The following is a 14,396-nucleotide window of genomic DNA, read 5'->3' on the forward strand; positions in this document are numbered from 1 at the left end:
ATGAAAACGGGCGCCGGCTTCGAGGTCTACCTGCTGCCCGGCGAGTACTTCGTCGGCGATGCGCGTTACCGCATCCGTACCGTGCTGGGCTCCTGCGTGTCGATCACCTTGTGGCACCGGCGCTTGCGCATCGGCGCCATGTCGCACTTCCTGCTGTCGGAGCGCGAAGCGGGGGCGGACGGCGAGCCGGAAGCTGGCTTGAGCGGCCGCTATGGCAAGGACGCGATGACGTTGATGGTGGCCCAGCTCAAGGAGCGCGGCGTGCCCGCGCGGGAATGCGAGGCGAAGGTATTCGGCGGCGGCACCATGTTTCCATCGATCGAAGCGGGCCGGCAAATGGGAATCGGGCACCGCAACGGTGTCGCGGCGGAAAAGCTGTTGGCTGAGTACGGCATTCCCGTGGTGTCGGAAAGCCTGTTCGGCACGGGCCACCGGCATATCCTGTTCGACGTGGCCACCGGCGATGTCTGGGTGCGCCAGGGAGAGCTGGCGGAAAAGGGCGAGGCATGAAGCAGATCAAGGTCATGGTGGTGGACGATTCGGCCGTGGTGCGGCAAGTGCTGAGCGGCCTGCTCGGCCGCGAGCCGGACATGCAGGTCACGCACGCCGTGGCCGACCCGATCCTGGCCGGGGAGCGCATGCGCCTGCAGTGGCCGGATGTGGTGGTGCTGGATGTCGAAATGCCGCGCATGGATGGCATCACCTTCCTGCGCAAGATCATGGCCGAACGCCCGACGCCGGTTGTCATCTGCTCCTCGCTGACGGAGAAGAGCACCCGCATATCGATGGAGGCGCTGGCTGCCGGCGCCGTTGCGGTAGTCGGCAAGCCCCGGCTGGACCTGCGCCAGTCGCCGCACGAGGGCTGCGACGATCTGGTAGCTGCGGTGCGCAGCGCGGCCCAGGCCAGGCTGCAAGCTCTTCCCGCCGTCCGCCTGTCGGCGCCGCCCCAGGTACCGCCGGCCAAGCTGAGCGCGGACGCCATCCTGTCCCCGATGGGCGAGCGAGAACTGCCCGCGCGTGGCAATGGGCGCGTCGTGGCCCTCGGCACGTCGACCGGCGGCACGCAAGCGCTGGAACGCGTATTGAGCGAGCTTACGCCGGCTGCGCCGGGCATCGTCATCGTGCAGCACATGCCGGAACAGTTCACCGCTGCTTTCGCCGAGCGCCTGGACGGCCTGTGCCAGATCGAGGTCAGGGAAGCTCGCAATAACGACCCCGTGCGTCCGGGCCAAGCATTGATTGCTCCAGGCGGCCGCCATATGCTGCTGCGGCGCGGGCCATCCCAATACTTCGTCGAAGTGGTCGATGGACCGTTGGTTAACCGTCACCGACCCTCGGTCGACGTGCTATTCAGGTCCGTGGCAAAGTGTGCCGGCGCGAGTGCGCTCGGCATTATCATGACCGGAATGGGCGACGATGGCGCTGTCGGCCTGCTGGAAATGCGCCAGGCCGGCGCCCGCACGCTGGCGCAGGACGAACAGAGTTGCGTGGTTTACGGCATGCCGCGGGAAGCGGTGAAGCGCGGCGCGGCGGAGCGCAGTGTCGCGCTGGATGCAATAAGCCGCGAAATCCTGCAATATGGAGGTGTCGAACGGAGGGCGAATGAAGGACTTTAGCGCAAGCACGGCCTTGATCGTCGAGGACAGCGCAGTGCAACGCGAGCACGTAGCAGCGTTGCTGCGCCAGATTGGCTTCGGCACTGTCCTGGTCGCGAACGACGGGATCAATGCCTTGCTCACGCTGGAGCAGCGCGCCGCCCCGGTGGACCTGGTATTGACGGACCTCGACATGCCTGGCATGGACGGCGTGGAGTTGATCCAGCAACTGGCCAAGCGGCGTTGGGCGGCCAACCTGATCGCCGCATCGGCCAACCAGCCGCGCCTGATGGAAGCGGCAAGCAGCCTGCCTGCAGGCAGTGCGATGCGCCTGCTGTCCACCATGCCCAAGCCGGTGCGGCTGGAAGCGCTGCAGGCACTGCTGCACGACGCATCGATGCTGGCGCTGGCCGAGCTGGAACAGGACGTCGCGCCGGAAGTTCCCAACTTCATGGAGATTGAGGCCGGCCTGGCGGCCGGAGAATTCATATCTTTATATGCGCCGCGCGTCGCCCTCGATAGCGGCCGGATGGTGGGCATCGCGGTGCAGGGCACTTGGCGCCGCCCGGGGCGTACTGCAATCGATGTCGCCCGCCTGCTTCCTGCGCTGGCGGGCGACAGTGAAACCATCGGCGCCATCTTGCTGGCGCTGGCAACCCAGTCCGCAGCAGACTTGCACGGTTGGCAGGAAATGGGGCTGTCAGCGATCAAGCTGTCGCTTCCGCTGCCGGCCGAACTCCTGGAAGACCTGGGAGAGCTGGGGCGGCTGGTGGCCGGCATCCAGGCGCAGGACGTCAAGCCGGGCAGCGTTTGCTGGGAGATTAGCGAGGCGGTGATTGCAGCCTGTGAGCCGGAAGCGCTGCACAATATAGGCCGCCTGAGCTTGCGCGGCTACGGCGTCGGGGCAGTCCACTGCGGGCGCTATGAGGCAAAAACGCGCGACTTTGCCTGCTTCCCGCTGGCGGAGATTTCGATCGACCCCTTGTTCGTGCACGAGGCGGCGCAGCGCAGCCATCGCAGGCCGTTGTTCGAGGGCCTGCTGGCCATGGCCGGCAAGCTTGGCGTGCCGGCTTGCGCCGACGGCATCGAAAACGTCGAAGACTGGGCGCTCATGAGGGAGATGGGCTGCAGCACTGGACAAGGCCCGTTGATTGCCGCCCCGATGGAGGGAGGCGAATTCGTCGAGTGGTACAAGGACAGCCGCCAGCGATTGCGCGACTGCGCGGGCCATCAACTCAGTGACGCGGCGCCTCCAGCGGCAGGGACAGGGTAAAGCAGGTACCGCAGCCCTCCTCGCTGCGTACGGTAATCCGTCCGCCCAGGATGTCGGAGACGATACTGTGCACGATATGCAGGCCGAGGCCTGAACCGCCGACGCCCATCTTGGTGGTAAAGAAGGGATCGAAGATGCGTTCCTGGTTACTGGCGCTGATGCCGTTGCCGTTATCGCGCACGTGCAGCGCAATCCAGTCGGCCTTCTCATACTCAGCCACCAGTTCCACCTTGCCCTCGCTGCGGCCATCAAAGGCATGCATGATGGCGTTGTTGACCAGGTTGGCGATTACCTGGCCGAGCGGGCCGGGGTAGCTGTCCATCATCAGCTCGTCCGGGACGGACTGCACGACCTCGAACGGGGTGCGCCTGATCGATGGCAGCAGGGTCAATACATTCCCTGAAACGACTTCCGACAGCAGGAAGGTGCGGCGCTGGGTGCTGGTCTGGTCCACCGCCACTTGCTTGAAGTTGGTGACCAGGTCGGCGGCACGTTGCAGGTTGCGCATCAGGATCTCGGTCGTGGTGCAGGCATTATCCAGATAGCCGACCAGTTCCGAGCGCCGCATGTTTTCGCCCTTGTTGAAGTGCTCGCGAATATCCCCTGTTTGCGCCTCGAAGGTGCTTGCCACCATCAGGCTGTTGCCGATCGGCGTATTCAGTTCATGTGCAATGCCGGCAACCAGGGAACCAAGTGCCGCCAGTTTTTCATGGTGCACCAGGTCTTCCTGGGCCCGCGCCAGCGATTGGTAAGCCTGCTTCAACTCATTATTCGCGCGGCGCAGCGCAATGTGGGTATTGATGCGGGCCAGGACTTCTTCGACCTGGAAAGGCTTGGTGATGTAATCGACGCCGCCAACTGCGAAGCCGCTGACAATCTGTTTGGCGTCGCTGAGGCCCGTCATGAAGATGACCGGCATCTCGCGCGTATCGGCATCGGCCTTCAGGCGGCGGCATGCCTCGAAGCCATCCAGGCCAGGCATCACAATATCCAGGAGGATGAGGTCAGGTTCGGCCAGTGCCGCCCGCATCATGCCTTCGCGCGCATCGTGCGCCAGCACGACCAGGAAACCATGGTGGCTCAGGTGGTCGAGCAGGGCGAGCAGCAGGGTGGGCGAATCGTCGACGACCAGGACTGTTGGCGGGCGTGGCTGAGCTTGTTTAGATGGCATTCCAAACCTTTTTCACGTGTGGCCCTTGTCAGAGTGAATCTGGCTTGCTATAGTTCTGTCCCTCGCAACGCAGCGCTGACAAATCAGCGAAGCGAAACGAGAAAAAGATGGGGTTGACGAGTTGCACGCTGTACCGCATAATCTCGCTTCTCTGCTGATGACAAACACAACGCTTTGTCAACGATAAGGCAGCGATCTTTAAAAATCAACAGTCGATAAGTGTGGGCGTTTGACGATATGCCCGGACCTTCGGGTCCGATGCTCAAAATATACGTTATAACGCTCGCACAAAATTAAACGTAAATCTCTTTATGAGATTTCGTCAGTATTTTGAGTGAGTGACCTCGGTAGCAATACCGAAAAACAGAGATTGAACTGAAGAGTTTGATCCTGGCTCAGATTGAACGCTGGCGGCATGCTTTACACATGCAAGTCGAACGGCAGCGCGGGCTTCGGCCTGGCGGCGAGTGGCGAACGGGTGAGTAATATATCGGAACGTACCCAAGAGTGGGGGATAACGTAGCGAAAGTTACGCTAATACCGCATACGATCTAAGGATGAAAGCAGGGGACCGCAAGGCCTTGTGCTCCTGGAGCGGCCGATATCTGATTAGCTAGTTGGTGAGGTAAAGGCTCACCAAGGCAACGATCAGTAGCTGGTCTGAGAGGACGACCAGCCACACTGGAACTGAGACACGGTCCAGACTCCTACGGGAGGCAGCAGTGGGGAATTTTGGACAATGGGGGCAACCCTGATCCAGCAATGCCGCGTGAGTGAAGAAGGCCTTCGGGTTGTAAAGCTCTTTTGTCAGGGAAGAAAAGGGTCTGGCTAATATCCAGATCTGCTGACGGTACCTGAAGAATAAGCACCGGCTAACTACGTGCCAGCAGCCGCGGTAATACGTAGGGTGCAAGCGTTAATCGGAATTACTGGGCGTAAAGCGTGCGCAGGCGGTTTCGTAAGTCTGTCGTGAAATCCCCGGGCTTAACCTGGGAATGGCGATGGAGACTGCGAGGCTAGAGTTTGGCAGAGGGGGGTAGAATTCCACGTGTAGCAGTGAAATGCGTAGAGATGTGGAGGAACACCGATGGCGAAGGCAGCCCCCTGGGTCAAAACTGACGCTCATGCACGAAAGCGTGGGGAGCAAACAGGATTAGATACCCTGGTAGTCCACGCCCTAAACGATGTCTACTAGTTGTTGGGTCTTAATTGACTTAGTAACGCAGCTAACGCGTGAAGTAGACCGCCTGGGGAGTACGGTCGCAAGATTAAAACTCAAAGGAATTGACGGGGACCCGCACAAGCGGTGGATGATGTGGATTAATTCGATGCAACGCGAAAAACCTTACCTACCCTTGACATGGCAGGAATCCTGGAGAGATTCGGGAGTGCTCGAAAGAGAACCTGCACACAGGTGCTGCATGGCTGTCGTCAGCTCGTGTCGTGAGATGTTGGGTTAAGTCCCGCAACGAGCGCAACCCTTGTCATTAGTTGCTACGCAAGAGCACTCTAATGAGACTGCCGGTGACAAACCGGAGGAAGGTGGGGATGACGTCAAGTCCTCATGGCCCTTATGGGTAGGGCTTCACACGTCATACAATGGTACATACAGAGGGCCGCCAACCCGCGAGGGGGAGCTAATCCCAGAAAGTGTATCGTAGTCCGGATTGTAGTCTGCAACTCGACTACATGAAGTTGGAATCGCTAGTAATCGCGGATCAGCATGTCGCGGTGAATACGTTCCCGGGTCTTGTACACACCGCCCGTCACACCATGGGAGCGGGTTTTACCAGAAGTAGGTAGCTTAACCGCAAGGAGGGCGCTTACCACGGTAGGATTCGTGACTGGGGTGAAGTCGTAACAAGGTAGCCGTATCGGAAGGTGCGGCTGGATCACCTCCTTTCTAGAGTCGGCATCAGACTCAAACGTTCACACTTATCGGCTGTTGTTAGGTACTGGTCAAACGTAAGCCTTCGGGTTTAGGTTTGAGTAGTAACGTTCTTTAACAATCTGGAAGAAGTAAAAGTTTTATTAAGCGATATCGAAAGATATTACTTAGGGTAGTAGTAAAACTCATCAAACACAGTAGTAAGTGCTTGAACCTGTAGCCGTCAAGGTTATAGGGACAAGTGAATAAGTGCACATGGCGGATGCCTTGGCGATTACAGGCGATGAAGGACGTAGAAGTCTGCGATAAGCTTCGGGGAGCTGACAAACAAGCTTTGATCCGAAGATTTCCGAATGGGGAAACCCGGCCTTATAGGTCATCACTCACTGAATACATAGGTGTGTGAAGCGAACGCGGCGAACTGAAACATCTAAGTAGCTGCAGGAAAAGAAATCAACCGAGATTCCCAAAGTAGTGGCGAGCGAAATGGGAAGAGCCTGTACGTGATAGTCGTTCTGATAGTGGAATCCTCTGGAAATAGGAGCCATAGCGGGTGATAGCCCCGTACACGAAATCAGAGCGGTGGTACTAAGCGTACGACAAGTAGGGCGGGACACGAGAAATCCTGTCTGAACATGGGGGGACCATCCTCCAAGGCTAAATACTCGTAATCGACCGATAGTGAACCAGTACCGTGAGGGAAAGGCGAAAAGAACCCCGGGAGGGGAGTGAAATAGATCCTGAAACCGTGTGCATACAAACAGTCGGAGCCTCGTAAGGGGTGACGGCGTACCTTTTGTATAATGGGTCAGCGACTTACATTCAGTGGCGAGGTTAACCAGATAGGGGAGCCGTAGAGAAATCGAGTCCGAACAGGGCGCCAGTCGCTGGGTGTAGACCCGAAACCAAGTGATCTATCCATGGCCAGGTTGAAGGTGCGGTAACACGCACTGGAGGACCGAACCCACTAATGTTGAAAAATTAGGGGATGAGCTGTGGATAGGGGTGAAAGGCTAAACAAACTTGGAAATAGCTGGTTCTCTCCGAAAACTATTTAGGTAGTGCCTCAAGTATCACCGACGGGGGTAGAGCACTGTTATGGCTAGGGGGTCATCGCGACTTACCAAACCATTGCAAACTCCGAATACCGTTGAGTGCGAGCTTGGGAGACAGACATCGGGTGCTAACGTCCGGTGTCAAGAGGGAAACAACCCAGACCGCCAGCTAAGGTCCCAAAGATTGGCTAAGTGGAAAACGAAGTGGGAAGGCTAAAACAGTCAGGATGTTGGCTTAGAAGCAGCCATCATTTAAAGAAAGCGTAATAGCTCACTGATCGAGTCGTCCTGCGCGGAAGATGTAACGGGGCTAAGCCAGTCACCGAAGCTGCGGATATCCGCAAGGATATGGTAGGAGAGCGTTCTGTAAGCCTGCGAAGGTGTCTTGTAAAGGATGCTGGAGGTATCAGAAGTGCGAATGCTGACATGAGTAGCGATAATGCGGGTGAAAAGCCCGCACGCCGTAAGCCCAAGGTTTCCTGTTCAACGTTCATCGGAGCAGGGTGAGTCGGCCCCTAAGGCGAGGCAGAGATGCGTAGCTGATGGGAAGCAGGTTAATATTCCTGCACCGTCGTATGATGCGATGGGGGGACGGATCGCGGAAGGTTGTCTGCCTGTTGGAATAGGCAGTTCCTGGTTCATAGAAGGCGCTTAGGCAAATCCGGGCGCGTAATTCAAGGGACTGGGACGAGCGAGCTTGCTCGCGAAGCAATCGGAAGTGGTTCCAAGAAAAGCCTCTAAGCTTCAGTCATACGAGACCGTACCGCAAACCGACACAGGTGGGCGAGATGAGTATTCTAAGGCGCTTGAGAGAACTCGGGAGAAGGAACTCGGCAAATTGGTACCGTAACTTCGGGATAAGGTACGCCTCGGTAGCTTGACCACTTTACTGTGGAAGGGCGAAAAGGTTGCAATAAACTGGTGGCTGCGACTGTTTAATAAAAACACAGCACTCTGCAAACACGAAAGTGGACGTATAGGGTGTGACGCCTGCCCGGTGCTGGAAGATTAAATGATGGGGTGCAAGCTCTTGATTGAAGTCCCAGTAAACGGCGGCCGTAACTATAACGGTCCTAAGGTAGCGAAATTCCTTGTCGGGTAAGTTCCGACCTGCACGAATGGCGTAACGATGGCCACACTGTCTCCTCCCGAGACTCAGCGAAGTTGAAGTGTTTGTGATGATGCAATCTACCCGCGGCTAGACGGAAAGACCCCATGAACCTTTACTGTAGCTTTGCATTGGACTTTGAACCAATCTGTGTAGGATAGGTGGGAGGCTTTGAAGTAGGGACGCCAGTTCCTATGGAGCCATCCTTGAAATACCACCCTGGTTTGTTTGAGGTTCTAACCTTGGTCCGTGATCCGGATCGGGGACAGTGCATGGTAGGCAGTTTGACTGGGGCGGTCTCCTCCCAAACGGTAACGGAGGAGTTCGAAGGTACGCTAGGTACGGTCGGACATCGTGCTAATAGTGCAATGGCATAAGCGTGCTTAACTGCGAGACCGACAAGTCGAGCAGGTACGAAAGTAGGACATAGTGATCCGGTGGTTCTGTATGGAAGGGCCATCGCTCAACGGATAAAAGGTACTCTGGGGATAACAGGCTGATTCCTCCCAAGAGTTCATATCGACGGGGGAGTTTGGCACCTCGATGTCGGCTCATCACATCCTGGGGCTGTAGCCGGTCCCAAGGGTATGGCTGTTCGCCATTTAAAGTGGTACGTGAGCTGGGTTTAAAACGTCGTGAGACAGTTTGGTCCCTATCTGCCGTGGGCGTTGGAAATTTGAAGGGGGCTGCTCCTAGTACGAGAGGACCGGAGTGGACGAACCTCTGGTGTACCGGTTGTCACGCCAGTGGCATTGCCGGGTAGCTAAGTTCGGAAGAGATAACCGCTGAAAGCATCTAAGCGGGAAACTTGCCTTAAGATGAGATTTCCCGGAGCCTTGAGCTCCTTGAAGGGTCGTTCGAGACCAGGACGTTGATAGGTCAGGTGTGGAAGTGCAGTAATGCATTAAGCTAACTGATACTAATTGCCCGTACGGCTTGTCCCTATAACCTTGACGGTTATGTAGCACTTACCCGTGTTTGAGAACACTACCCCCACTTTTACTTCTTCCCGGATTGTTGACAAGTCATGCCTGATGACCATAGCAAGTCGGTCCCACCCCTTCCCATCCCGAACAGGACCGTGAAACGACTCTGCGCCGATGATAGTGCTGCAACCAGTGTGAAAGTAGGTTATCGTCAGGCTCTTATTAGAAAAGCCCGCCAGGCATGAATGCCGGCGGGCTTTTTGCATTATGATACGGCACGCAATTCTTTATAAAGGAATAACGATGCCGATTACGAAACTCCTCAGCGGCCTTACCCTGGCCCTGCTTTCCCTGCACGTCTCCGCGGCGACCGAGCCGGCTTGGGTTACCAAGAGCAATGAGAACGCCAAACTGCTGCTGAACCTGCAAGCCAAGTACTCTCCCGAAAGCGCCAGCAGCCTCGGCGTCGATGGCTATGACGAGCAGATCACCGACATGTCGCGCGACCTGTTCGAAGCCACCGCCAGGGATACGCGCGCTGTCGTCGCCGAACTTCAAAATCGATTGAAGGCTGAGAAGGACCCTAAAGTCAGGCAAGACCTGGAAATCCTGATCGGCGCCGCAGAAGACCAGCTGCGCTCGGCCGCAGTGAACCGCAAATACCTGCTCCCATTCACCGACGTGACCCAGCTGATGTTTGGCGTGATGCGGCAGACGCTGGACCCGCGCATCCCGAAAGAACGCCAGAAAACCCTCCTGGTGCGCATGCAAAAATACGCCGGCATCACCAAGGGCTACCGACCGATTACCGAGCTCGCCTATGAGCGCTACCTGGAACGCCAGAAAGCCGACAAGAACCTGCTTGGCCCGTACAAAGGCGAAGTGGAGCAGGCACTGAGTGCTGCGCCAGCCCTGATCAAGGGCATGAAGGAATTGCTCAGCAAGAGCGAATTGAAGGGCTGGGAGCCGGCATTTGCCGCGATCGAATCGCAACTGACTGCATACAACGCCAAGATCAAGGACCAGATCCTGCCGAAGGCACGTGCCGACCATCGTCTGCCGGCGGAAGTCTATGCGGATAATTTGCACCAGTTCGGCGTAGATATCGCTCCCAAAGAACTGATTGCGAAGGCCTTGACGTCGTTTGCGGAAATTCGCAACCAGATGGCGATCACTGCCAGCCTGATCGCCAAGGAGCGCAAGCTGCCGGACGCAGACTACCGCGTCGTCATGCGCGAGTTGAAAAAACAGCAGATCCCGGTGGAACAGGTGATGCCACTATATGGCGAGCGCCTGTCGCAGATCGAATCTGCCGTGCGTGAGCAAGGCATTGTCACCCTGCCGGACCGCAAGGCGGTGATCCGCCTGGCGAGCGAGGCGGAGAACGCACAGCAGCCTGCGCCACACATGAGCCCACCGCGCCTGATCGGCAACACCGGCGAGTACGGTGAGTTCGTGCTGACCACCGGCATGCCGCCTGATGCGAGCGGCAAGAAGCTGGCCTTCGATGACTTCACCCACCAGGCCGGTAGCTGGACCCTGACCGCGCACGAAGCACGTCCAGGCCACGAGCTGCAGTTCGCGAAGATGATCGAAATGGGCGTGTCGACCGCGCGCGGCGTCTTCGCCTTCAATAGCGTGAACGTGGAAGGCTGGGCACTCTATGCCGAAGCGGAAATGCAGCCTTACGAGCCGCTCGATGGCCAGCTATTCGCCCTGCAGCACCGCATGATGCGTGCGGCTCGTGCGTTCCTGGATCCGATGGTCAACCTGGGGGAGATCACGCCAGAAGGCGTGAAATCGTTCCTGGTCGATGAAGTTGGGCTGTCGGAAGGCATGGCAACGCAGGAAATGCAACGCTATACCTTCCGCGCGCCGGGTCAGGCGACTTCGTACTTCTATGGCTACCAGCGCCTGATGGAAACCCGCCAGGCTGCCGAAGTGGTCTTGCGACAGAAGTTCAATCGCAAGGCCTTCAATGACTTCGTGCTGGCCCAGGGGATGTTGCCGCCTGTGCTGCTGCGCAAGGCGGTGATGGAAGACTTCGTCCAATCCCAGCGTTAAACGCCCCAAACGATATCGTGTCCGCCCGTCTGGGCGGCACGCAGCATTTCCAGCAGGGGGAAGGCGCGCTGCGCAAAGCCAACCTTCTGCGATTCCGCATATGCCGCATCGGCATCATCTTCCGGCAGCGCATGGCTGGGCATATGGGCGGCATGTTCGGAATCGACTTCCGGATGCAGCTTGCTGAGCGCAACTTCCTTCTCGAGCAGTTGCAGCGCCTGGGAAGCTTCCGCTGCCGTGATGACGCCCCGGGTGGGGCTCTTTTTCAGCAGGTCCATGATGCGTTCGACATGCTCGTGAGCCATCATGACTTCCGGCGACGAAATGGATTTAAATTTGATCAACATGGCGCGCTTCCCTTAGTTTGTTGATGTGCTAATACGATAGCACGAGTGCAGTCGCGCGCGTCGTGCTACTTAATACAATTTAAACGAACTCAAGAATGTATCAACCGTATCCGCATCAAAATGTTTCTGGTTCCCCAGAATGACGACCTGATATACGCGTTTATCCTTCGCCAGGAAGCGGCCATGCATGGCCAGCGGGGCGCCATTGGGCGCGGCGCCGCGTGCTTCCACTTCAAATGCACCGTCCCTGGTGCTTTCCTTGGTAATAGTACCGCCGATATTGCGCACCATGGCAAGCCTCATCGCCTGCACGGCCTGCGCGGCCTTGGCTGCGTCCGGTAGCTCAGCGGTGCCGACGGCAAACATGGTGCCTTCGACTTCCGCTGCGGACATGGTCATCTTCACTTCCTGGCCATCGAGGTTGACGGTGCGGGTGTAGGTGGCGGCTTTGCCGGGCAACATGACGGTGTATGGCGCGTCGGTGCTACGGAAATCGCGCCAGTCGAATTTTGGGCTGCAGGCTGCGAGCGTGCCTGCAGCGAGCAGGGCTGCGAGGGCTTTGTCCAGGGTGAGTTTCTTCATAAGCCGAATGTTAGCACCTCGCGCGCCGCTCACACTCCGCCGGGACCCATGCCCGGACCCATGCCGCCGCCAGGTGGAGGCCCCATGCCTGGCCCGCCTGGCCCGCGCATGCCGCCTGGCTCGTGGTCTGGGCCTCCTTCGCGACGTGGCCCGGGCGAGCTGCCGAAACGGTAGGACAGGCCGACGTAGATGATGCGACCGTCGAACTCGCGCAGCGAGCGTTCGCGCAGTGCATAGGTGTCCGTGACGGTCGACATCTTGTTGCTGTTGAAGACGTCGGTGGCATTGACCATCAGGGCCAGTTGCGGCGTGATGGCGTGGCGCCAGGTCAGGTTCAGCGTGGTGTTCGGCTCGCGGTAGCCCTGGCCAGTCAGCATCTTGCCTTGCGCCTGCACTGCCGCCTGCAGCATGTCGGTGCTGGTCGCTTGCCAGTTCAGGCGCAGGCGGCCGCTCAGCGAGGAGGCCGTGCGTTTGGTCTGGTCGCCATTCATTTCGAACACGCTCTGTTCGAAGCGCGCTACGTTGCCGCTCAGGTTCAAGGTAAGCGTTGGCAAAAGCTTGCCGGTCAGCGTGAATTCCATTCCGCCCGAGCGGGTACTGCCGGCATTTTCGCGGGTGGTCAGCAGCACCGTGTCGCTGATGAAGTATTTGCGGTCCAGGATGGAATCGGTCTCGTCGCGGTAGTAGCCGCGCAGGTTGGTCTCCAGGCCGAACATGCGGGTCTCGTAACCGAGTTCGAAGGAATCGGTTTGGGCTGGCTTCAGCTTAGGGTTGCCGGAAGAGACGTTCAGTTCATCGCGGTAGACCACGAAAGGATTCAAGTCCTGCGCATTCGGGCGGCGCAGGCGATGCGCGTAGGCGAAGCGCATTTGCGAGTTTTCGCTCATCTTGTAGGTGGCGAAGAAGCTCGGGATCAGGTTGGTGTAGCTGTTGCCGGCGACGACCTGGCTGGTGAGCTGGTCAATCTCCATTTCGGTATGTTCGGCGCGCAGGCCGGCCATCAGCCCCCATTGCTCGTTGAGGCGCATCTGGTAGGAACCATAGGCGGCGTAGATGGTTTCCTTCATATCGAAGGCATTGCTGCGCAAGGCGTTAGGCGAGCCTTCCTGCGTGATCGGGTCGATGTTGGTGTAATCGATGCTTGAATCGTTGCGGTTCTGGACGATCTTGTAGCCAAGCTTGGTCACGCCGCCGAACAGGCTGGCTTCGTAGTCGCCGGTGAAATCGATGATCTCGTTCCTGTTGCGGTTCTTCTGCGCGCTGTCGGACTGGCTGCCGACGGGCGGACGTACGAAGTAGGTGTTGCGGTAGGTGTTGTCGGAATCGTTGGTGGCGGTCGACACGCGCAAGTCCATCTTGAAGCTCTCGCCCGGCGCATCGCCTTTGTGGTCCCAGCGCGCATTCCACGAGTAGTTTTTGCTCTCGCCTTCGCGCACGGTGCTGCGCAGGTAGTTGTCGGTGATGGCGCCGTCGGGATCGGCCGACAGATAAGTGTCGGCCGCGCGCGCATCATTGGTGCGATGGGAGTATGCGACCTGGGCACCGAGCGTATCGTTGGCGCCCAGATTGTAGGTGACGCCGCCGTTCAGGCCTGCATTGTCATTCAGTCCGTTTGACTGCGATTGCTGCTCACTGTGCGACAGCGCACCGGTGCGCGGGTCGATGCGGTCTCGCACCGTTTCGCCAACGGAGTTGCGGCCGTCATGGCGCACGTTGATGCCGCCCTGGAAGCCCCACAAGCCTTCGTTGTAGGTGCCGGACAGCGCACTGTTGTAGCGGCCAGCCGTGCCGTAGTTGGCGTTGGCCACGCCAAAGCCGCCGGGCTTGCGGGAGCGTTTCATGACCAGGTTGATGATCGGGCCGCCGCCGCCTTCGTTGCCGAACTGCGCGCCGGGGTTGTTGATCACTTCCACCGATTCCAGGTCTTCGGCCGGAATCGACTGCAGCGCCGGGCCGCGGTTATCGCCCTGCAGCATGGCCGATGGCTTGCCGTCGACGTAGACCTGCACATTGCTGCTGCCGCGCAGGGTCAGCGAGCCATCCGGGTCGACGTTCACGGATGGAACGTTGTTCAGCGCATCGGCTGCGGAGCCGTTGCTGGCCGAGGCGTCGGATTTCACATCGTAGACCTGGCGGTCGATGCGGTTGGTCGGGCGCTCGGCGGCCACCGTCACGCTGGCGATATTGCCTGCATCAGGCGGGACTTCCTTTCTTACGGTTGCTGGCGCGGCGTCGGCCTTGGCTGGCTGGGAGGTCTGGGCCTGGGCAGCGGCGCTGCCGCAGCACAGAAGGATCAGGAGAGGACCGGCGCAGTAGCGCGAGTAACGATATTGGGTAGTCATGGTGGCGGCAATTCTAGCGAAGAAACCGCCGCTAAAACCACGCAT

Annotated in this window: 8 protein-coding genes and 3 rRNA genes; 7 read left to right on the forward strand and 4 right to left on the reverse strand. The window is 58.5% G+C overall.

Annotated features, from left to right (window positions below; genetic code table 11):
* The 3 genes from ACN9MW_RS05750 to ACN9MW_RS05760 are packed head-to-tail and all read left to right on the forward strand — an operon-like array spanning position 1 to position 2,868.
* The gene (locus ACN9MW_RS05750) at positions 1-510 is read left to right on the forward strand and encodes a chemotaxis protein CheD (protein ID WP_426168484.1); all 510 of its coding nucleotides are present in this window, start codon (positions 1-3) and stop codon (positions 508-510) included.
* On the forward strand, positions 507-1,616 hold the full coding sequence (locus ACN9MW_RS05755; RefSeq protein ID WP_426168486.1) for a protein-glutamate methylesterase/protein-glutamine glutaminase: 1,110 nt from the start codon (positions 507-509) through the stop codon (positions 1,614-1,616). The genes ACN9MW_RS05750 and ACN9MW_RS05755 overlap by 4 nt, the downstream gene beginning before the upstream one ends.
* Positions 1,603-2,868: an EAL domain-containing protein gene (locus ACN9MW_RS05760; RefSeq protein WP_426168489.1), complete on the forward strand. Its 1,266-nt coding sequence runs from the start codon at positions 1,603-1,605 to the stop codon at positions 2,866-2,868. Before ACN9MW_RS05755 ends, ACN9MW_RS05760 begins: the two co-directional genes overlap by 14 nt.
* On the opposite strand, the gene ACN9MW_RS05765 is transcribed toward ACN9MW_RS05760, so the two are convergent.
* Positions 2,831-4,039: a hybrid sensor histidine kinase/response regulator gene (locus tag ACN9MW_RS05765; protein ID WP_426168491.1), complete on the reverse strand. Its 1,209-nt coding sequence runs from the start codon at positions 4,037-4,039 to the stop codon at positions 2,831-2,833. The two genes, ACN9MW_RS05760 and ACN9MW_RS05765, sit on opposite strands and share 38 nt — an antisense overlap.
* Before the next feature lie 372 nt (positions 4,040-4,411).
* Between ACN9MW_RS05765 and ACN9MW_RS05770 the strand changes: the two genes are divergently transcribed.
* The 4 genes from ACN9MW_RS05770 to ACN9MW_RS05785 all read left to right on the forward strand — a co-directional run bounded on the left by ACN9MW_RS05770 (position 4,412) and on the right by ACN9MW_RS05785 (position 11,080).
* Positions 4,412-5,942 (forward strand): 16S ribosomal RNA (locus ACN9MW_RS05770).
* Positions 5,943-6,162: 220 nt separating this feature from the next.
* A 23S ribosomal RNA gene (locus ACN9MW_RS05775) occupies positions 6,163-9,034 on the forward strand.
* Positions 9,035-9,120: 86 nt separating this feature from the next.
* A 5S ribosomal RNA gene (gene rrf / locus ACN9MW_RS05780) occupies positions 9,121-9,233 on the forward strand.
* The 16S, 23S and 5S rRNA genes sit together here, the layout of an rRNA operon.
* Positions 9,234-9,319: 86 nt before the next feature.
* Positions 9,320-11,080 (forward strand): DUF885 domain-containing protein, encoded by a 1,761-nt coding sequence (locus ACN9MW_RS05785; protein ID WP_426168494.1) that lies wholly within the window; start codon positions 9,320-9,322, stop codon positions 11,078-11,080.
* Here ACN9MW_RS05785 and ACN9MW_RS05790 read toward each other — a convergent pair.
* From ACN9MW_RS05790 to ACN9MW_RS05800, 3 genes are all read right to left on the reverse strand, one after another.
* Positions 11,077-11,427 (reverse strand): DUF1840 domain-containing protein, encoded by a 351-nt coding sequence (locus ACN9MW_RS05790; protein WP_426168497.1) that lies wholly within the window; start codon positions 11,425-11,427, stop codon positions 11,077-11,079. The genes ACN9MW_RS05785 and ACN9MW_RS05790 overlap by 4 nt on opposite strands.
* Positions 11,428-11,496: 69 nt before the next feature.
* Complete coding sequence (locus ACN9MW_RS05795; protein WP_426168500.1) at positions 11,497-12,009, reverse strand: hypothetical protein; 513 nt, start codon at positions 12,007-12,009, stop codon at positions 11,497-11,499.
* Positions 12,010-12,038: 29 nt separating this feature from the next.
* Positions 12,039-14,351: a TonB-dependent receptor domain-containing protein gene (locus ACN9MW_RS05800; protein WP_426168503.1), complete on the reverse strand. Its 2,313-nt coding sequence runs from the start codon at positions 14,349-14,351 to the stop codon at positions 12,039-12,041.
* Positions 14,352-14,396 lie beyond the last annotated feature (45 nt).

This window comes from Pseudoduganella sp. R-34 (assembly GCF_049904655.1).
Classification (GTDB): Bacteria; Pseudomonadota; Gammaproteobacteria; order Burkholderiales; family Burkholderiaceae_D; genus Rugamonas.